Source organism: Methylobacterium frigidaeris (assembly GCF_022179185.1).
GTDB lineage: Bacteria > Pseudomonadota > Alphaproteobacteria > Rhizobiales > Beijerinckiaceae > Methylobacterium > Methylobacterium frigidaeris.
Genome location: NZ_BPQJ01000022.1, coordinates 40,310 through 57,830 on the forward strand (window position 1 = coordinate 40,310; position 17,521 = coordinate 57,830).

Here is a 17,521-nt window from a genome sequence, read left to right on the forward strand (position 1 = left end):
CGCTCACACGGTCGCGATCGGCGTCGTCGGCGAGCCGACCGCGCCCGGCAGCCGCAGGGGCGGCGCCGTCAGGAGGAAGCGGGAGCGCCCATGCGCCCGCAGCCAGGTCGCGAGCGGGGTGAGGTGCCACAACTCGCCGAGATTGACCCCGAGGCGGAACAGGCAGTGCTCGTGCAGCGGCAGGGTGGCGCAGCAGCCGTCTCCCGGCAGAGCCGGGTGGACCTCGACGGCGTAGTTGTCGGCGATGAGGGCGGCGAGCCCCGAATCGGTGATCCAGTTGAGCAGCCGCCGGTCGCGGCCGTCGAGCCCGGCGCAGAGGTCGTGGATCACCGCCGGGTCCGGGTTCCGGTTCATGCCGAGCAGCCGCTCGGCGAAGCCGGTATGCAGGCAGACCATGTCGCCGGGCTCGACCACGACCCCGTCGGCATCGAGGATCTGCCGCAGCTGATCATAGCCCACCGCCACCCGCGCGTCGCCGAGATGGGCGTGGAGGTCGATCATCACACCGCGGCCCTGCATGCCGCGCTCGGCCAGCCGCTCGATGCCGAGGGCCTGGGCGCGCGACGGGGCGCCGGCTTCCTCCGGCGTCGTCGGGCCGGTGATGTCGGAGCCTGCCCGGAAACCGTTATAGTAAACCGGACGCGGCGTGCCGTCCCCCTCGACGTCGAACAGCGAGCCGACATGGGCGAGGCTGTCCCACTGCGTCGAGTATTGCAGGTGCAGCACCGCGAGATCGTCGCTGATCACGTCGGTGGCGTCGGGCACCTCCTCGCAGACCAGGAAGTTCATGTTCGGCCGGCCGCTCGCCCGCACGGTCGGGCGGACCTGCGGCGGGTGCCGGCGGGGGTTGAGGACGTTGCCGCCCGGATAGTCGAGGGGCAGGCTGAGGCAGAAGGTCAGGCCCTCCCGCACCTCGGCCGCGCCCTGACGCACCTTCTCGGGGGTCAGGAGGTTGAGCCGGCCGAGCTCGTCGTCGGGGCCGAAATCGCCCCAGGTCGAGCCCTCCGGGCGGCGGCGCCAGCGCATCGTCATTTCTTCACCAGGGGGCAGCGGGACGCCGAGAGCGGCTGGAACGCCTGATCGCCCGGAACGGTGGCGACGAGCTTGTAGAGGTCCCAAGGCCCCTTCGACTCGTCCGGCTTCTTGACCTCGAAGAGGTACATGTCGTGGATCATGCGGCCGTCCTCCCGGATGCGCCCGCCGCGGGCGTAGAAGTCGTCGACCGGCGCCTCGCGCATCGCCGTCATCACCGCGGCGGTCTCGTCGGCACCGGCCTTCTGGACGGCCTTCAGGTAGTGCGTCACCGTCGAGTAGACGCCGGCCTGGGACATGTTCGGCATCTTGCCGACGCGCTCGAAGTAGCGCTTCGACCAGGCCCGCGTCTCGTCGTTGAGGTCCCAGTAGAAGCCTTCCGTCAGGAGCATCCCCTGCGTGGCCTTGAGGCCGAGGCTGTGCACGTCGCTGATGTAGACGAGCAGACCCGCGAGCTTCTGCCCGCCCTGCGTCAGGCCGAACTCGGCCGCCTGCTTGATGGAATTGGTGGTGTCGGCGCCCGCATTGGCGAGGCCGACGACCTTGGCGCCCGAGCCCTGCGCCTGGAGCAGGAACGACGAGAAGTCGGGATTGTTGAGCGGCACCCGCACGGAGCCGAGCACCTTGCCGCCATTGGCCTTCACCACCGCGCTCGCGTCGCGCTCGAGGTCCTGGCCGAAGGCGTAGTCGGCGGTGACGAAGAACCACGACTCGCCCCCGGCCTTGACGGTGGCGAGCGCGGTCGAATTGGCGAGCGCGTAGGTGTCGTAGGCCCAGTGCACCGAGACGGGGGAACAGGCCTCGTTGGTGAGCCGCACCGCGCCGGGGCCGTTGAACACGATGACCTTGTTCTTGGCCCGGGCGATGTCGGCGGCGGCGAGCGCGGTGGCCGAGGCCGCCACGTCGAGGATCGCGTCGACCCCGCCGGTGTCGAACCAGGCCCGCGCGGTCGCCGCCGCGATGTCCGGCTTGTTCTGGTGATCGGCGACCACGACCTCGACGGGGGCGCCCAGCACCTTGCCGCCGAAATCCTCCACCGCCATGCGCGCCGCCGCGGCGCTGCCGGGCCCGGTCACGTCGGCGTAGGGTCCCGACATGTCGAGCAGGAAGCCGAGGCGCACCACACCGTCGGAGATCTTTTGAGATGTCGTGGCCGGCGCCTGCTGCGCGCGAGCCACTCCCTGCCAGGCCATGCCCGGCAATGCGACGGCCAGAGCCGCCGCCAGAAGCGTTGTCCTCACCCGGTTCGTCCTTCGTCGAAGACGTTCGTTCGTACGGTACGCCGTCGAGGGCGCCCGGGTGCATGGTCCTGACAAGGGGACCCGGTTGTCAACCGCTGCCTGAGCGGGCCGGTGCTGCAAAAACCGGTATGGCCTCGCTCAGCCGCTTCAGGCCGCCGGCCTCCCACCCTCCGCCGCCCCGAGCCAGGGTTGGGCATTCACCATCCCGACGCGCCAGCCCGACCCGTCCGGGGCGGCGTAATGGTCGAGACGGGTGAGCGAGCAATTCTCGATCGCGAAGGCGAGGCCGCCCTGGGGACCCAGGTTCAGCGCGAGGGCGATCGCCGCCCGGATCGTGCCGCCATGAGCCACCGCCACGATGTCGCGGCCGCGATGCTCGACGGTGAGCTCGTCGATCGCGGCGTTCACCCGCGCGCACAGCTCCGAAAAGCTCTCGCCGCCCGGCGGGCGCTCGTCGGCGGGCGCGAACCAGTAGCTCGCCGCCGAGGGCTGGCGCTCGGCGAAGAAGCGCGTTCGGTCCTGGCCCTGCCACTCGCCGAGATTCTGCTCGGCCAGGGCCGGCAGGGCGGTGAGGCGGGGCACATTGCCGTCCACCGTGAAGTCGCCGGCCTGCCACAGGGCCTCGGCGGTCTGGCGGGTGCGGCCGAGATGGCTCGCGACCCAGACCGCGCCGCGGGGCAGCACCGGGGCGAGGCCGGAGAAGACGTGGACGTCGCCGCAATCGCACGCGATGTCGCTGCCGCCGTAGATGCGGCCGCCATCGCCCCGCACGGGGGCGTGACGCACCCACCACCAGCGGGTGCGAACGAAGGAGGAGGGGGGCGAAGCACTCATGGTCCCGTCATAGCGCGAATTGCCAGGCCGGCGAACTCTCCGCATAGGTGCGGCACCCGAAACGGAGCGCACGGATGAACGAGGCGGAGAACGGCATGATCTACGGGGCGGACATCCCGTTCGCCCGGCTCTGCGGCATCGAGGCGCTGGATGTCGTCGAGGGACGCACGCGCCTGCGCCTGGAACTCGGACCGCAGCACGGCAACAACCTCGGCATCGCCCATGGCGGCATCCTCTGCACCCTCCTCGACATCGCCATGGGGACGGTGGCCCGGCTCACCGCCGGACGGCCGGTGGTGACCCTCGACATGCAGACCCGCTTCCTCTCGCCGGGCCACGGCGTGCTCCTCGCGGAAGGGTGGGTGACGCGGGCCGGCCAGTCGATCCTGTTCTGCGACGCGGAGATCCGCGACGAGGCCGGGCGGGTGGTGGCGACCGCGACGGGGGTGTTCAAGCCTGTCGGCGCGAAGGGGTAGTCGAGCGGCCGCGGAGGTTTCTGGCCTGTTGCGGGTTTCCGGCGGGCGCCCGGGAGCCATGTTGAGGGGACACGGTCAGGCCCGCCAGCCCGAAAGGCCCCGATGACGCGTTCCCCCGCCACCCGCGCCGCGCCCGGCGGCGTGATCGAGACCGACGTCTCGGCCCGGCTCGACCGGCTGCCCTGGGGCCGGTTCCACACCCTGGTGGTGCTGGCGCTCGGCATCACCTGGGTGCTCGACGGGCTCGAGGTGACGCTCGCGGGCGCCCTGGCGGGCGCCCTCAAGGCGAGCCCGACCCTGCAATTCTCCAATGCCGAGATCGGGCTCGCCACGTCGAGCTACCTCGCCGGCGCGGTGCTGGGGGCGGTGGGCTTCGGCTGGCTCACCGACCGGCTCGGGCGGAAAAAACTCTTCTTCATCACGCTGGCGGTCTATCTCGCGGCCACCGCCGCCACCGGCCTGTCCTGGAACCTGTGGAGCTTCTGCCTCTTCCGCTTCCTCACCGGGGCCGGCATCGGCGGCGAGTACACGGCGATCAACTCGACCATCCAGGAGCTGATCCCGGCCCGGGCCCGGGGCTGGACCGACCTCGTCATCAACGGCAGCTTCTGGCTGGGTGCGGTGCTCGGCGCCGGCACCTCGCTGATCGTGCTCGATCCTGCCCTGTTCGGGCCGGATCTCGGCTGGCGCGTCGCCTTCGGGCTCGGCGCCTTTCTGGGGCTCATCATCCTGTTCCTGCGCACCTGGATCCCCGAGAGCCCGCGCTGGCTGATGACCCACGGGCGGCACGAGGAGGCGGAGGCCCTGGTGACGGGGATCGAGGCGCGCTTTCGCGCCGAGGGCCACACCCTCGCCGAGGGGCCTTTCCCGAAGGCGCGGCTGCGCCAGCGCAGCCACACGCCGCTCGCCGAGGTGTTTTCGGCGCTCAAGACCTACCGGCAGAGGGCGGGGGTGGGCCTGGTGCTGATGTCGGCCCAGGCCTTCTTCTACAACGCGATCTTCTTCACCTACGCGCTGATCCTGATCGACTTCTACCAGGTGCCGGCGGACGGCGTCGGTTGGTACATCCTGCCTTTCGCCGCCGGCAACTTCCTGGGCCCGGTGCTGCTCGGGCGGCTGTTCGACACGGTCGGCCGCAAGCCGATGATCGCCTTCACCTACGGCATGTCGGGCGTGCTGCTGGCCTTGAGCGGGTTCGCCTTCCAGCAGGAGCTCGTCACGGCGACGAGCCTCACCGTGTGCTGGATGGCCGTGTTCTTCTTCGCCTCCGCCGCCGCGAGCTCGGCCTATCTCACCGTCAGCGAGGTGTTCCCCCTCGAGATCCGGGCGCTCGCCATCGCGCTGTTCTACGCCATCGGCACCTCCGTCGGGGCAGTGGGGCCTGCCTTGTTCGGCGTGCTGATCGAGGGCCATTCCCGCACGGCGATCCTCGGCGGGTATCTGCTGGCCTCGGCGCTGATGATCGCGGCCGGCGTGGTCGCGGGGATCTGGGGCGTGGCGGCGGAGCGCAAGTCGCTTGAGGATGTGGCGAAGCCGCTGGCGGCGGAGGAGTGACAGGTCGGGATGCCACCCGAAGGTTTTCCGTCGGCAGAGATGGAGGATGAGAGCGGATTGTCGGTTTCCCGATGAACGACACGACGTGGGGGCCTCGCACCGCCTCACCGACCGCGACCGCATCAGCGGGCGGTGGCGTCGAACCGGAGACGGTAAGCCCTCGGCGACAGTCCGACGGCCCGCCCGAAGTGTTTTCGCAGGTTGACCGCCTCACCGAATCCGGATGCCCGCGCCACCGCTTCGATTGACAGATGGGTCGCCTCCAAGAGGTCGCGCGCGTGCCGGACACGCGCGGCGATGAGCCAGGCACCCGGCGACAGACCCGTCGTCGCCCGCACGTGGCGATGCAGTTCGGTCACGCTGACGCCGACCTCGTCCGCCATGCGCTCGATCGTCCAGTCCTCGGAGATTCGGAGTCGAACGCTGTCGAGGAAGGTTCCGAGACGCGCTCCCGGGCGGATCGGTACAGGCCTCTCGATGAACTGCGCTTGGCCGCCCTCCCGGTGCGCCGCCATGACGAGGCGGCGTGCGACTTGGTTGGCCGCCTTCGCGCCGAAGTCCTTGCGTACCACGTGAAGGCAGAGATCGAGGCCGGCTGCGCTGCCCGCCGAGGTGAGGACCAAGCCCTCATCGACGTACAGGACGTCGTCGACGACCTCCGTGTCCGGGCTGATCTCGGCCAGGCGTTTGACGTGGAACCAGTGCGTGGTGGCGCGTCGGCCCCGCAGCGTCCCCGCTGCGGCGAGAACGAAGGCACCGGCGCAGATGCCGACCAGACGAACGCCTCTCTCGTGCGCCGCCACCAGAGCCTGCAGGAGCGGAGGGGGCACCTCCGCCGAGGGGCCGCGCCAGCCCGGCACGACGACGGTCGAGGCATCGGCCAGGAGTTCGAGCCCGCCATCGGCCTCCACGCGAACGCCACCGAGCCCCCGCAACGGACCGCCCTCCGCGGCCACCGTTGCGCATCGATACCAATCGGGCCCCATCTCCGGACGCGACCGGCCGAAAATCTCGACGGCGCAGCCGAATTCGAACGTGCAGAGCCCATCATAGGCGAGGATGGCGACCACCGGCGCGTTTGGCATGATCGGAGCGATAGTGGCCGTTTCGACCACTGGCAAGCTGGATAGCCGGCCGCGATGCTGACGCAGTCGGACAGCGGATTTCGGCGACCTCGTTCAAGATGGAGACTGCCATGCGCTTGATCGGAATGCTTGATTCGCCCTACGTCCGCCGCGTGGCGATCTCGCTCAAGATGATGGGACTGCCCTTCGAGCACGAGCCGCTATCCGTGTTTCGCGATTTCGATGCATTCGTGTCGCTTAATCCCGTCGTGAAGGCACCGACATTAATCCTGGACGACGGGGAAATACTCTTGGACTCGACATTGATTCTCGATGCCCTCGACCGAATTGCATCTCCGGAGCTGCGCCTTTCACCGGCTACGCAGGGTGATTTCCTGCACTCTCAACGCCTCATCGGCCTGGCTCTGGCGGCTTGCGAAAAGAGCGTCCAGATCGTCTACGAGCAGAACCTTCGCCCTGCCGAGAAGCAGCACCAACCGTGGCTGGATCGCGTCGAGCGACAAATGCTGGCGGCTTACGACCTCCTGGAGGCAGAGTTCGCGGGAGTGGATGGTTGGAGTTTCGGCGAACGTCCGATGCAGGCCGACATCACGGCAGCCGTCGCCTGGCAATTCACGCGAAGCGTCCTCGCGGACAAGATCACGGCCGGTCGGTGCCCGTACCTTCATGATCTCTCTCGACGCGCCGAAGCCTTGCCGGAATTCGTCACTTGCTCGGTCGCGTGATGGCAATCTCGCGGGGGCTGTCCGGACTTCCTAGCAACGACTCGGTGCGTCACCGCAGCAGCTCGTCAACCCCCTCCCAGATCCCCCCGACCACCTCACCGGCCGGCACCGCCCGTGCCAGCCCGGCCGCCTGCCCGGCCCAGGCCTGCATGCGGGCGAGGTCCCCCTCCTTCACCGCCGCCTCGCGCATCCCCTGCGTCAGACCGCGCTGGACCGGGTAGGGGGCGGGCACCGGCGCGTCAGGACCCGCGGCCGCCGCCACGTACTCGGTCGCGAGGCTGCGGCCGGTGCGGCCGCTGAAGGCGCGGGTGAGCCGGGTGTCCTCCGGGCGGGCGCCGCCGAGGGCGTCGGCCCAGGCCGGCGGGATCCCGGCCTCGGGGCAGCGCAGGAAGCCGGTGCCGACCTGCACGGCGCTGGCGCCGAGCAGGAGCGCCGCGGCAGCGCCGCGGGCATCGGCGATGCCGCCGGTGGCGATCACCGGGATTCTCACCGCATCGACCACCGCCGGCAGCAGCGCCATCAGCCCGACCGCCCCGGCCTCGGCCTGATCGGCCCGGAAACAGCCGCGATGGCCGCCGGCCTCGGCGCCCTGCGCCACCACCGCGTCGGCCCCGGCATCTTGCGCCGCGAGCGCCTCGGCCACCGTCGAGACGGTGGCCCACCAGGCGATACCGCACTCCTTCAGCCGCGCGACGAAATCCGGCGGGTAGAGCCCCATGATCGAGGAGACGATGCGGGGCCTGGCCTCGATCATCGCCTCGCACTGGGCGGCGAAGTCGGGCGGCGCCGCGTCGCCGGCCTCGGGCGGCACCGCCGGGCCGAAGCGGCCGAGGAAGCCGCGTAAGCGCGCCTCGTGGGCAGGGTCGCGGACGGGGGCGGGATCGGGGATCCACAGGTTGATCTGGAAGGGACCGGCCTCCCGCACGGCCTCGGCCCAGGCCAGGATCGCCGCCGGCTGCATCAGCAGCGCCCCGCAGGCCCCGAGCCCGCCCGCCCGCATCACCGCGACCGAGAGCGCCGGCGGGCAGGCCCCGGCCATTGGGGCGAGGAGCAGCGCCCGGCGCAGGCCGTAGGTGGCGGCGAAGGATTCCGCCCGGGCGAGGGCGGGATGGCGGACGGACATGAGGACGGCTCCGGCCGAGGAACATTCCGGGCGTATCAATCACCGGACGGGATCTGCGGGCAAGCGCCCGCCGCACGGGTGCGGCGCGGACGACGCAGCGTCCGCCGATTGACTTCGCACCCGCACAACGCCATATGGCGGCTTGCAGCGTCAGCGGCCGATCGCGGTCCGCTCGAGAGGGCTGCGTGACGGATTTCGCCGCGGCACCTGCGCGGCAGGCCCGGCCCTCTCTTAATCGCTCGTCCCTTGGATCGCTCCATCACGCGGGCGGTCTCCCGACATCGGATCGCGATGAGGGCCGTGCATGGCGCGCGCCTTGCGGCGATCCCGCTGCCAAAACCCAAGAAGATCATTTTGACCCAGTTCACCGATTTCGGCCTCGCGGCGCCGATCCTGAAGGCGCTCGCCCAGGCCGGCTACGTCACGCCGACCCCGATCCAGGCGCAGGCGATCCCGCCGGCCATGCAGGGCAAGGACCTGTGCGGCATCGCCCAGACCGGCACCGGCAAGACCGCCTCCTTCGCGCTGCCGATCCTGCACCGCCTCGCCAGCGAGAACACCGGTAAGCCGGCCCCGCGCCGCGGCTGCCGCGTGCTGGTGCTCGCCCCCACCCGCGAGCTCGCCAGCCAGATCGCCGACAGCTTCAAGGATTACGGCCAGTTCCTGAAGCTCACCACCACGGTGGTGTTCGGCGGCGTCACCATCGGCCGCCAGGAGCGGGCGCTCGCCAACGGCGTCGACGTGCTGGTCGCCACCCCGGGCCGGCTGCTCGACCTGATCGACCGCCGCTCGCTGACCCTCGACGGCGTCGAGTACCTGGTCCTTGACGAGGCCGACCAGATGCTCGACCTCGGCTTCATCCACGCCCTCAAGCGGATCGTGAAGCTGCTGCCGGCCGAGCGCCAGAGCCTGTTCTTCTCAGCCACCATGCCGAAGAACATCGCCGGCCTCGCCGACCAGTACCTGAAGAACCCCGTGCAGGTCGCCGTGACCCCGGTCGCCACCACCGCCGAGCGGGTCGATCAGAAGGTCGTCTTCGTGCCGACCGGCTCGAAGCAATCCCTGCTCGCCACGATCCTGCGCGACGAGTCGATCGACCGGGTGCTGGTCTTCACCCGCACCAAGCACGGCGCCGACCGGGTCGTGCGCGGCCTCGAGCGCGACGGCATCGGCTCGGCGGCGATCCACGGCAACAAGTCGCAGCCGCAGCGCGAGCGGGCGCTGGCCGCCTTCCGGGCCGGCACCTGCCGGGTCCTGGTCGCGACCGACATCGCCGCCCGCGGCATCGACGTCGACGGCGTGTCCCACGTCGTCAACTTCGACCTGCCGAACGTGCCGGAGGCCTATGTCCACCGCATCGGCCGCACCGCGCGCGCCGGCAATGACGGCCTCGCGATCTCGTTCTGCAACGACGAGGAGCGGGCTTACCTCCGCGACATCGAGCGCCTGACCCGCCAGAAGGTGCCGGTGATGGCGATCCCCGAGGGCTTCGTGCCTCCGAGCCGCGAGGAGGCCGCCCAGGCGGTCGCCGAGGCCGAGCGCGACCGGCGTCAGCCCGGTCCGCGCGGCCAGCGTCCCGGCGGCGGCCGCCAGGGCCAGCAGCCCGGCGGGCGCCAGGGTCAGCCGCGCCACGGCGCCGGTCGTCCGCAAGAGCACCGCGAGCCGCGCGCCCATGACGGCCGCGGCGGGCAGCACGAGGGCCGCCAGGCCCGCCCGCAGGGCCAGGGTCAAGGCCGGTCGCAGGGCCAAGGCCAAGGCCAGGGTCGTCCGCAAGGACAGGGTCGTCCCCAGGGCGGCCAGCGCGCCGACGGCAACCGCCAGCAGCGCCCGGCGGGCGGCAACCGCGACGGCCGCTCGATCGGCTGGCTCGACCGCGCGCCGCGCTGACACGGACTGATCGCCGTTGAATGATTGAGAAGCCCGCGCTCCATCAAGGAGCGCGGGCTTCTCGCTTGGCGTTCGGGATACTGGCTGCACTAACCTCGTCGGGCTGACGCTCGCGATGCCCGTGATATGTCTCGTCGCCCGCATTGCCGTTGCGTCAGGCTCGTTCTCGTCGAGACGAATTTTACAACGACTACTGTAGTCGATATGAACATGTTTCTTTATCGACGATTATCGTGCGATCATTGGCACCGGAAAAATCGCGCTGGCCTGCACGTAAATCTTCTGAAGCAGGCAGTTCGGGCGAAAGGTCGTCATCAATTGTTGCGCTTATTTCCCTGATTTAGAACGCAAATTTCCGCAAAGCACGGACCGGCACCTGGAGGCCCGACGGCGCCTCGTCGCGACGTGACGACCCGACGTAGCCATGGGTGTTGCCGGTCACCCAGGCGACCCCATCTTTGCCGAGACCCATCACCGAAGGAGACCGTCGATGCGCTTCGAACTCTATCGCGACGGCAAGGGCGAGTGGCGCTGGCGCCTGCGGGCGGAGAACGGCGAGGTGGTGGCCGATTCGGGTGAGGGCTACGCCCGCCGCGAGGATTGCGAGCACGGCATCGCCCTGGTGAAGGGCGCGGCCAACGCCCGGGTCGTCGACATGACGCTCAAGATGGCCTGACGGCGGCACTTGGCTTGGGGCCGCCTCCGACACGAACCGTTCACCCTGTGACACAAGACGCGCAACGCTTTCCCGCTCCCGCGCGTTTCCGCCGTCCATGCCTCCCTCCGGAGGCCTGCACGAGTGAGGGACCGACCACGTGCTGAAGACCGTGATGCTGGCCGCTGGCCTGATCCTGGGTGGCGCTGCCGCCCTGCCGCAGGGCGCGACCGCCGCTCCCGTGAGCGAGACGACCGCCACCGCGACGGCGACATCCGTGCCGACCACTTGGGCTCAGTACGGCTATTACGGCCGTCACCGCCACTGGGGCCCCCGCGGCTACGGCTACGGCTATGGCCACCGCCGCCATTTCGGTCCGCGCTACGGCTTCGGTGGCCCGCGCCATTACGGCCATCGCCATTGGGGCGGTCACCGCGGCTGGGGCCCCGGCCCGCGCGGCTACTACCGCGGCTTCTAGAACCGTCTTGCCGATCGGCCGCCCCATCCGGGGCGGCCGTGCCGCATTCTCGCCCCATAAATGACCTTGGCTGTAAAAGCCTGGCCGTTCCGGCGGCCGGGCTTGGCTCATGGTGGGCTCGCTCACGCAGCGCGCCCGCCCCACAACCAAGGGGAACCGGAATGCCGCACACCATCGCAGAGCGCCGCCGGCGCGTCGAAGCGCAGCTTCAGGATTACGAGCGGATCCTCGCCGAGATCCGCTCCTCGGCAGGCCTGGGCGCAAACAGCCGCGCCCTCCAGCTCCAGCACGCCCGCCTGATCTCCCAGGCGCGCACCGAACTGGCGTCGCTCGACGCCGAGCTGGCCAGCCTCTAACGGCAGCCATCCCCGGTCCCGCGGCTCATCGCGGGACCCTCGGAGGGAGCGTCGAGAGCTTCGCGCGCCGCGTCGTAGAACGCGACGATGTCCTCCGGATAGATCTGCGCGCCGGGCGCCACGAGTTCGGTCCGCGACCACCAGCGGTGCTCGGCCAGGACTTCGATCTCATGCGGCGTCCAGCCGTTGCGGGACAGGGGATCGGTCTCGGCCCGCACGGCGAAGAAGCGCTCCCGCGCCCGGACCCATTCGCCGTCGGGCATCCGCATCGTGAAGCTGCGCTCGCCGAGCATCGGCGCCGTCTCCGGGCAGGCCAGGACGGTCTCCTCGCGCAATTCCCGTATCGCGGCCTCCTCGAAGCTCTCGCCCGGCTCGACGCCGCCGCCCGGTGTCGCCCAGTACACCTCCCCGGCGAGCGCCCCGGCGCGGAAGGCGAAGCGGAAGAGCAGTAGCCGGTGATCGCCGTCGATCACCAGGAGGCGGGAGGCGGGGCGTTCGCGCAGGGTCTCCGTCGATCCTGTGTCGAGACTGCTCATCTCACGCCCTCATCACGCGAGGCCGCGACGCAGCCTTCAAGCAGGATCGCCGGGCAACACGGCGAAATCTGGCCTGCCTCCGGCGGTGAGACCCGTGTTGACACCCAAAAACGAATGAACGATCGTTTCAATCGAAGGATCGCTCGACGGTTCTCGCAAGAATCAGGGGTAGGAACGCCGATGCTGCAGCGTGCGGACAGCTACGCCGACCTCGTGGCGCAATTCCGCTGGCGGATCCCGGCCCGCTACAACATCGGCACCGACGTCTGCGACCGGCACGCCCCAGGCAACCCGCTCGCGCTGATCCATCTCGACCCCGACGGCGCGGTGCGGCGCTATGGCTTCGAGGACCTGCGCCGCCTGTCGAACCGCTTCGCCAACGTGCTGGCGGCGCACGGTCTCACGCGCGGCGACCGGATCGGCGTGCTGCTGCCGCAATCGCCCGAGACGGCGATCGCCCACATCACCGGCTTTCGCGCCGGGCTCATCACCATCCCGCTCTTCGTGCTGTTCGGGCCCGACGCGCTCCGCTTTCGCCTCGGCAACAGCGGCGCGAGGGCCGTGGTGACCGACAGGGCCGGCGCCGTGCTCCTCGCCGGGATCCGCGACGCGCTTCCCGACCTGGAGCGGGTCTACTGCATCGACGGGCCGGAGGAGTTCGCAGAGGATTTCCACGCCCTCTGCGCCCGCGCCTCCGACGCCTTCGCGCCGGTCGACACCGCCGCCGACGATCCGGCCGTCATCATCTACACGTCCGGCACCACCGGCGACCCGAAGGGCGCGCTCCACGCCCACCGGGTGCTGCTCGGCCACCTGCCGGGGGTCGAGATGCCCCAGCGCTTCCTGCCGCAACCGGGCGACCGGTTCTGGACCCCGGCGGACTGGGCCTGGATCGGCGGCCTCCTCGACGTGCTGTTGCCGGCGCTGCATCATGGCGTGCCCGTCGTCTCGCACCGCGCCAGGAAATTCGACCCGGAGGCGGCGTTCCGGCTGATGGCCGAGCAGGAGGTGCGCAACGTCTTCCTGCCACCCACCGCCATGAAGCTGATGCGCCAGGCTCGCACCGCGCCCTGTCCGGGCCTGTCCTTGCGCTCCGTCGGCAGCGGAGGCGAGAGCCTGGGGGCGGAGATGCTGGCCTGGGGCGAGGCGGTGCTCGGCGTGCCGGTCAACGAGTTCTACGGCCAGACCGAGTGCAACCTCGTCGTCTCCTCCTGCGCCGACCTGTTTCCCGCCCGCCCCGGCGCCATGGGCCGGCCGGTGCCGGGCCACGACGTGCGCATCGTCGACGGCGAGGGCCGGGAGGTGGCGGACGGCACCACCGGCCACATCGCGGTGCGCCGGCCCGACCCGGTGATGTTCCTCGGCTACTGGCGCAACCCGGAGGCGACGGAGCGCAAGTTCATCGGTGACTGGCTGATCACCGGCGATCTCGGCCGGCGCGACCCGGACGGGTTCCTGTGGTTCGTCGGCCGCGACGACGATGTCATCACCTCCGCCGGCTACCGGATCGGTCCCGGCGAGATCGAGGATTGCCTGATGCGCCACCCGGCCGTCGCGCTGTGCGGCGTCGTCGGCGTGCCGGACCCGGTCCGCACCGAGGCGGTGAAGGCGTTCATCGTGCTGAAGGGCGGCGTCGAGGGCACGCCGGAGCTGGCACGCGCGATCCAGGACTTCGTGCGCACCCGGCTCGCCGCCCATGAATACCCGCGCCACGTCGCCTTCGTGGAGGCACTGCCGATGACAGCGACGGGCAAGATCATCCGGCGGGCGCTCAGGGAGCGGGGAGGGGCGTGAGCCGGCCTGATTGAAAGATCGCTCCCTGGAACGACCCCGGGAGCATCGACCGCCTACCATCGAGACGAGACGATCGCATTGCCGCTTCCAAACATCCGGCGAACAACGACCGGATGCCGCCACACCACCGGGAGGACACCGTGCCGACATCCACGCTCCGCCGAACGTCCCGCGCCTTGGCGCTCGCCGCCGCGTCCCTGCTCGCGCTCGCCCAGGCCCAGGCCGCGAGCCCCATCCGCCTCACCCTCGGCGTGCTGAACGACCGGGCCGGGCCCTACTCGGACCTCGCCGGCGAGGGCTCGGTGGTGGCGGCCGAGATGGCGGCAGCTGATTTCAAGGCGCAGAACCCGGATTTCGACATCCGGGTCCTCTCCGCCGACCACCAGAACAAGCCGGATGTCGGCGCCGGCATCGTGCGCCAGTGGATCGACCGTGACGACGTCGACGTCGTGCTCGACGTGCCGTTCTCCTCGGTCGCGCTCGCCGTGCACCAGATCGTGCGCGAGAAGAACCGGCTGATGATCAATTCCGGCGCCGGGGCCTCGGAGATCACCGGGGCCCTGTGCTCGCCCAACACCATCCACTGGACCTACGACACCTGGGCGCTCGCCAACGGCACAGGCGGCGCGATGGTGCGCAGCGGCGGCGACACCTGGTTCTTCATCACCGCCGACTACGCCTTCGGCAAGGCGCTGGAGCGCGACGTGTCGGAGGTGGTCGAGCGCAACGGCGGCAAGGTGCTGGGCTCGGTCCGTCACCCGGTCGCGGCGACGGACTACTCCTCGTTCCTGATCCAGGCCCAAGGCTCGCGGGCCAAGGTGATCGGGCTGGCGAATGCCGGCAGCGACACCATCAACACCATCAAGCAGGGGGCCGAGTTCGGCGTCGCCGAGGGCGGGCAGCGCCTCGCGGGCCTGCTGGTCTTCTTGAGCGACGTGCACTCGCTGGGCCTGAAGGTGGCGCAGGGGCTGGTGCTGACCGAGGCCTTCTACTGGGACCTCAACGACGGCACCCGCGCCTGGTCGCGCCGCTTCGCCGAGCGCCACAAGGGCCGGATGCCGACCATGGTCCAGGCCGGCGTCTATGCGGGCATGATGCACTACCTCAAGGCCGTGAAGGCGACCGCCAGCAAGGACCCGGCCAAGGTGACGGCGGAGATGCGCCGGGTGCCGGCGGAGGATCCGCTGTTCGGCCGCTCCGAGGTGCGGGCCGACGGGCGGGTGACCCACCCGATGTACCTGTTCGAGGTGAAGAAGCCCTCGGAGTCGAAGGGCCCCTGGGACTATTACCGACTGGTCTCGACCATCCCCGCCGATCAGGCCTTCCGGCCGCTGCAGGCCGGGAACTGCCCGCTGGTGACGAAATGAAGCTGCATCACTGCGTCGGCGCCCGCTCCTTCCGCCCGCTCTGGGCCCTCGAAGCCCTGGGCCTGCCCTACGAGCTGGCGATGCTGCCATTCCCGCCGCGGGTCCACGCCAAGGAGTACTTCGCCGTCAATCCGCTCGGCACGATCCCGCTCTTCGAGGATGGCGACACGCGGATGACCGAATCGGCGGCGATCTGCGAATACCTCGCGGCGCGCCACGGCGCCGGGACCCTCGGATTGCGGCCCGACGATGCGGAATACGGTCGCTACCTCAACGCGCTGCATTTCGGCGAGGCGACCCTGACCTTCCCGCAGACCCTGGTGCTGCGCTACGGCCGGTTCGAGCCGCCGGAGCGGCGCAATCCCGGCCTCGTCGAGGATTATGCGCGCTGGTTCCTGTCGCGGCTCAAGGGCTTCGGCGCGGTGCTGGGGGATCGCCGCTTCGTCTGCGCCGGGCGCTTCACCGCCGCCGATATCAGCGTCGGCTACGCCCTGATGCTGGCCGAATTCGCGGGCCTTGGCGATCAGCTGCCGGACTTCGCCAGGACCTACTGGAAGGGCCTGAAGGCCGAGCCGTCCTACGCCCGGGCGCTGGCGGCCGAGCGGCAGGCGGCGGAGGCGCAGGGCGTGTCCCCGGTGCCATCGCCGCTGGGCGGGTGACGCGCTTTCAGTTCAGCAGCTTGGTCGCGCGCAATCGCGATACTGCCAGGTCGACGAAGGTCCGCACCTTCGCGGGCGCGTGCCGTCCCTCCGGATAGAGCACGTGGATGGGCAGCGGCTCCTCCTCGTACTCGGCGAGCACGATCTGCAACCGGCCCTCGCGCAGGGCGGGGCCGATCTGGTAGTGCAGCACCCGCGTCAGACCCCAGCCGGCGAGCGCGGCGGTGATGCCCGCCTCGTTGGTGTTGCTCTCGAGCGCCGGATGGACGGTGACCCGTTCGTCGCGCCCGAACCGCCATTCGGGCGAGGCCCAGGCCCCGGTCGAGACCGCGATGCGATGGTCCTTCAGGTCCGCGGGCCGCATCGGCACGCCGGCCTGCGCGAGGTAGCCCGGCGCCCCGCAGACGACGCGGCGCACCGCCCCGACCCTCACGGCGGTGAGGCCCGAATCCGACAGGTGGCCGATGCGGATGGCAACATCGATGCCCTCCTCGACGATGTTGACCGGCCGGTCGACGAACAGGGTGCGGGCCGCCATGGACGGGTAGGCGTCGAGGTAGTCGGTCACGATCGGCAGGACGTGGATGTGCCCGAACAGGACCGAGGCCGTCACCGCGAGCGTGCCGGAGGGCATGCCGTAGGAGCCGGCCGCCGCGGCCTCGGCCTCGGCGATGTCGGCCAGGATGCGGCGGCAATCCGCGACGTAGCGGGCTCCCGCCTCGGTGAGCTTCACCGACCGGGTGGTGCGCACGAACAGCCGGGCGCCGATCACTTCCTCCAGGGCCGCCACCGCCCGCGTCACCGCCGGCGGGCTCATGTGCAGGAGGCGCGCGGCCTCGGCGAAGCTCTCCGTCTCCGCCACCTTCGCAACGATGCGCATGGCTTGCCACCGATCCACGACGCCTCGCTCCTCTTTCGGCTGAAGGCTCCGACGCTTGCCGCGTTTTACGGCGGCGCAACGGGGTGTCCCGGCGATCGCCGGCGGAAGGACCGGCCTGTCTCACGCCTCGACGGGAGAGGGGGGACGCCGCCTCCCGCCGCCCTGTCGGCCGGGATCTCGGCGTCGCCCGAGGCCCACCGGCGCACCATGCCGTCGTCGCACTGGAGGATATCGGCCAAGCCCCGCTGCGACCAGCGGAGCACGATGAGGCATTCGCGAAAACGTTCGGAGGTCGCGTCAGGAGCTTGATGAAGGCAGCGCCGGCTCCGAAGAAGGCGGCACCGGCCGTCATGCTGGCAACGACGATCTGGCAGGGAGCAAGCGCGCGGTCGCGTTCCAGCGTGGCAGCTTCAGCTTGAAGCTTGCCTGCCCGACCATCAGCTTGCGTTGCTCGGCAATGCGCTTCTGCGCTTCCTCGTTCGACCGAAGGACGCGTGCGACCTGTTCGGCGATGTCCCAACGTCCGGGTTGGGTATGCCCGTCGCCGTGTCGCGATATGCGGACGAGTGAGGCCGCCCGTCAAGGACTCGCCAGGCCTAGGTTCGGAGCCCTGTCGGCTTGACCACGCGAAGGGATCTCGCCGGGGCAGGGCTGTCTCGGGAGAAAGGGCGCTCGCACCGAGAGAGGACATTCCGCGCCACGACCCGCCAGCGACTCATTCGAGCCAAACGCGAGAAGGCCGCCGAAGCGGCCTACAGCGAAATCCGGTAGATCGAGGGGAAGGTTGGTGGAGCTAAGCGGGATCGAACCGCTGACCTCTTGAATGCCATTCAAGCGCG

17 protein-coding genes are annotated in these 17,521 nt (G+C 70.3%); 10 read left to right on the forward strand and 7 right to left on the reverse strand.

Features of this window, described 5'->3' with window-relative positions; translation table 11 throughout:
- Window positions 1-3 precede the first annotated feature (3 nt).
- From MFF64_RS21575 to MFF64_RS21585, 3 genes are all read right to left on the reverse strand, one after another.
- Window positions 4-1,032, reverse strand: coding sequence for a cyclase family protein (locus MFF64_RS21575; RefSeq protein ID WP_238192367.1), 1,029 nt, complete (start codon window positions 1,030-1,032; stop codon window positions 4-6).
- Window positions 1,029-2,225, reverse strand: a complete 1,197-nt coding sequence (locus MFF64_RS21580; protein WP_099899272.1) for an ABC transporter substrate-binding protein — start codon at window positions 2,223-2,225, stop codon at window positions 1,029-1,031. The genes MFF64_RS21575 and MFF64_RS21580 overlap by 4 nt, the downstream gene beginning before the upstream one ends.
- 195 nt (window positions 2,226-2,420) lie before the next feature.
- On the reverse strand, window positions 2,421-3,107 hold the full coding sequence (locus tag MFF64_RS21585) for a histidine phosphatase family protein (RefSeq protein WP_099899257.1): 687 nt from the start codon (window positions 3,105-3,107) through the stop codon (window positions 2,421-2,423).
- A 74-nt stretch (window positions 3,108-3,181) separates the two neighbouring features.
- Here MFF64_RS21585 and MFF64_RS21590 point away from each other — a divergent pair, with 74 nt between their 5' ends.
- A complete protein-coding gene (locus MFF64_RS21590; RefSeq protein ID WP_099899255.1) occupies window positions 3,182-3,583 on the forward strand; it encodes a PaaI family thioesterase in 402 nt (133 codons plus the stop codon).
- Between the two features lie 102 nt (window positions 3,584-3,685).
- Window positions 3,686-5,137 (forward strand): MFS transporter, encoded by a 1,452-nt coding sequence (locus MFF64_RS21595; protein ID WP_099899253.1) that lies wholly within the window; start codon window positions 3,686-3,688, stop codon window positions 5,135-5,137.
- Between the two features lie 122 nt (window positions 5,138-5,259).
- On the opposite strand, the gene ftrA is transcribed toward MFF64_RS21595, so the two are convergent.
- The gene (gene ftrA / locus MFF64_RS21600; protein WP_238192383.1) at window positions 5,260-6,222 is read right to left on the reverse strand and encodes a transcriptional regulator FtrA; all 963 of its coding nucleotides are present in this window, start codon (window positions 6,220-6,222) and stop codon (window positions 5,260-5,262) included.
- Between the two features lie 110 nt (window positions 6,223-6,332).
- Between ftrA and MFF64_RS21605 the strand changes: the two genes are divergently transcribed.
- A complete protein-coding gene (locus MFF64_RS21605; protein WP_238192368.1) occupies window positions 6,333-6,947 on the forward strand; it encodes a glutathione S-transferase in 615 nt (204 codons plus the stop codon).
- 49 nt (window positions 6,948-6,996) lie between these two features.
- Here MFF64_RS21605 and MFF64_RS21610 read toward each other — a convergent pair whose 3' ends face one another.
- Complete coding sequence (locus MFF64_RS21610) at window positions 6,997-8,070, reverse strand: NAD(P)H-dependent flavin oxidoreductase (protein WP_099904879.1); 1,074 nt, start codon at window positions 8,068-8,070, stop codon at window positions 6,997-6,999.
- A gap of 354 nt (window positions 8,071-8,424) precedes the next feature.
- Here MFF64_RS21610 and MFF64_RS21615 point away from each other — a divergent pair, with 354 nt between their 5' ends.
- The 4 genes from MFF64_RS21615 to MFF64_RS21630 all read left to right on the forward strand — a co-directional run bounded on the left by MFF64_RS21615 (window position 8,425) and on the right by MFF64_RS21630 (window position 11,446).
- Window positions 8,425-9,957 carry a DEAD/DEAH box helicase gene (locus MFF64_RS21615; protein WP_099904881.1) on the forward strand — a complete coding sequence of 511 codons (1,533 nt, stop codon included), beginning with the start codon at window positions 8,425-8,427 and terminating at the stop codon, window positions 9,955-9,957.
- A 490-nt stretch (window positions 9,958-10,447) separates the two neighbouring features.
- Window positions 10,448-10,633, forward strand: a complete 186-nt coding sequence (locus MFF64_RS21620; RefSeq protein WP_099904877.1) for a YegP family protein — start codon at window positions 10,448-10,450, stop codon at window positions 10,631-10,633.
- Between the two features lie 139 nt (window positions 10,634-10,772).
- On the forward strand, window positions 10,773-11,090 hold the full coding sequence (locus MFF64_RS21625; RefSeq protein ID WP_099904875.1) for a hypothetical protein: 318 nt from the start codon (window positions 10,773-10,775) through the stop codon (window positions 11,088-11,090).
- 161 nt (window positions 11,091-11,251) lie between these two features.
- Window positions 11,252-11,446 carry a hypothetical protein gene (locus MFF64_RS21630; RefSeq protein ID WP_099904873.1) on the forward strand — a complete coding sequence of 65 codons (195 nt, stop codon included), beginning with the start codon at window positions 11,252-11,254 and terminating at the stop codon, window positions 11,444-11,446.
- Here MFF64_RS21630 and MFF64_RS21635 read toward each other — a convergent pair.
- Window positions 11,443-11,982, reverse strand: coding sequence for an NUDIX hydrolase (locus MFF64_RS21635; protein ID WP_238192369.1), 540 nt, complete (start codon window positions 11,980-11,982; stop codon window positions 11,443-11,445). The genes MFF64_RS21630 and MFF64_RS21635 overlap by 4 nt on opposite strands.
- 180 nt (window positions 11,983-12,162) lie before the next feature.
- On the opposite strand from MFF64_RS21635, the gene MFF64_RS21640 reads away from it, so the two are divergent.
- The 3 genes from MFF64_RS21640 to MFF64_RS21650 all read left to right on the forward strand — a co-directional run bounded on the left by MFF64_RS21640 (window position 12,163) and on the right by MFF64_RS21650 (window position 15,802).
- Window positions 12,163-13,776, forward strand: coding sequence for an acyl-CoA synthetase (locus MFF64_RS21640; RefSeq protein WP_238192370.1), 1,614 nt, complete (start codon window positions 12,163-12,165; stop codon window positions 13,774-13,776).
- Between the two features lie 140 nt (window positions 13,777-13,916).
- Entirely contained in the window at window positions 13,917-15,143 is a 1,227-nt protein-coding gene (locus MFF64_RS21645; RefSeq protein ID WP_438823087.1) for an ABC transporter substrate-binding protein, read from the forward strand.
- Window positions 15,140-15,802, forward strand: a complete 663-nt coding sequence (locus MFF64_RS21650) for a glutathione S-transferase family protein (protein WP_099899391.1) — start codon at window positions 15,140-15,142, stop codon at window positions 15,800-15,802. Before MFF64_RS21645 ends, MFF64_RS21650 begins: the two co-directional genes overlap by 4 nt.
- A gap of 7 nt (window positions 15,803-15,809) precedes the next feature.
- Here MFF64_RS21650 and MFF64_RS21655 read toward each other — a convergent pair whose 3' ends face one another.
- Entirely contained in the window at window positions 15,810-16,700 is an 891-nt protein-coding gene (locus tag MFF64_RS21655) for a LysR family transcriptional regulator (RefSeq protein WP_099899389.1), read from the reverse strand.
- Window positions 16,701-17,521: the final 821 nt, after the last annotated feature.

What these genes read in the sequence shown, in the direction of transcription:
- MFF64_RS21575 (WP_238192367.1), bottom strand. Translation starts at nt 1,032, where the DNA reads ATGACGATGCGCTGGCGCCGCCGCCCGGAGGGCTCGACCTGGGGCGAT.
- MFF64_RS21580 (WP_099899272.1), bottom strand. Translation starts at nt 2,225, where the DNA reads ATGGCCTGGCAGGGAGTGGCTCGCGCGCAGCAGGCGCCGGCCACGACA.
- MFF64_RS21585 (WP_099899257.1), bottom strand. Translation starts at nt 3,107, where the DNA reads ATGAGTGCTTCGCCCCCCTCCTCCTTCGTTCGCACCCGCTGGTGGTGG.
- MFF64_RS21590 (WP_099899255.1), top strand. Translation starts at nt 3,182, where the DNA reads ATGAACGAGGCGGAGAACGGCATGATCTACGGGGCGGACATCCCGTTC.
- MFF64_RS21595 (WP_099899253.1), top strand. Translation starts at nt 3,686, where the DNA reads ATGACGCGTTCCCCCGCCACCCGCGCCGCGCCCGGCGGCGTGATCGAG.
- ftrA (WP_238192383.1), bottom strand. Translation starts at nt 6,222, where the DNA reads ATGCCAAACGCGCCGGTGGTCGCCATCCTCGCCTATGATGGGCTCTGC.
- MFF64_RS21605 (WP_238192368.1), top strand. Translation starts at nt 6,333, where the DNA reads ATGCGCTTGATCGGAATGCTTGATTCGCCCTACGTCCGCCGCGTGGCG.
- MFF64_RS21610 (WP_099904879.1), bottom strand. Translation starts at nt 8,070, where the DNA reads ATGTCCGTCCGCCATCCCGCCCTCGCCCGGGCGGAATCCTTCGCCGCC.
- MFF64_RS21620 (WP_099904877.1), top strand. Translation starts at nt 10,448, where the DNA reads ATGCGCTTCGAACTCTATCGCGACGGCAAGGGCGAGTGGCGCTGGCGC.
- MFF64_RS21630 (WP_099904873.1), top strand. Translation starts at nt 11,252, where the DNA reads ATGCCGCACACCATCGCAGAGCGCCGCCGGCGCGTCGAAGCGCAGCTT.
- MFF64_RS21635 (WP_238192369.1), bottom strand. Translation starts at nt 11,982, where the DNA reads ATGAGCAGTCTCGACACAGGATCGACGGAGACCCTGCGCGAACGCCCC.
- MFF64_RS21640 (WP_238192370.1), top strand. Translation starts at nt 12,163, where the DNA reads ATGCTGCAGCGTGCGGACAGCTACGCCGACCTCGTGGCGCAATTCCGC.
- MFF64_RS21650 (WP_099899391.1), top strand. Translation starts at nt 15,140, where the DNA reads ATGAAGCTGCATCACTGCGTCGGCGCCCGCTCCTTCCGCCCGCTCTGG.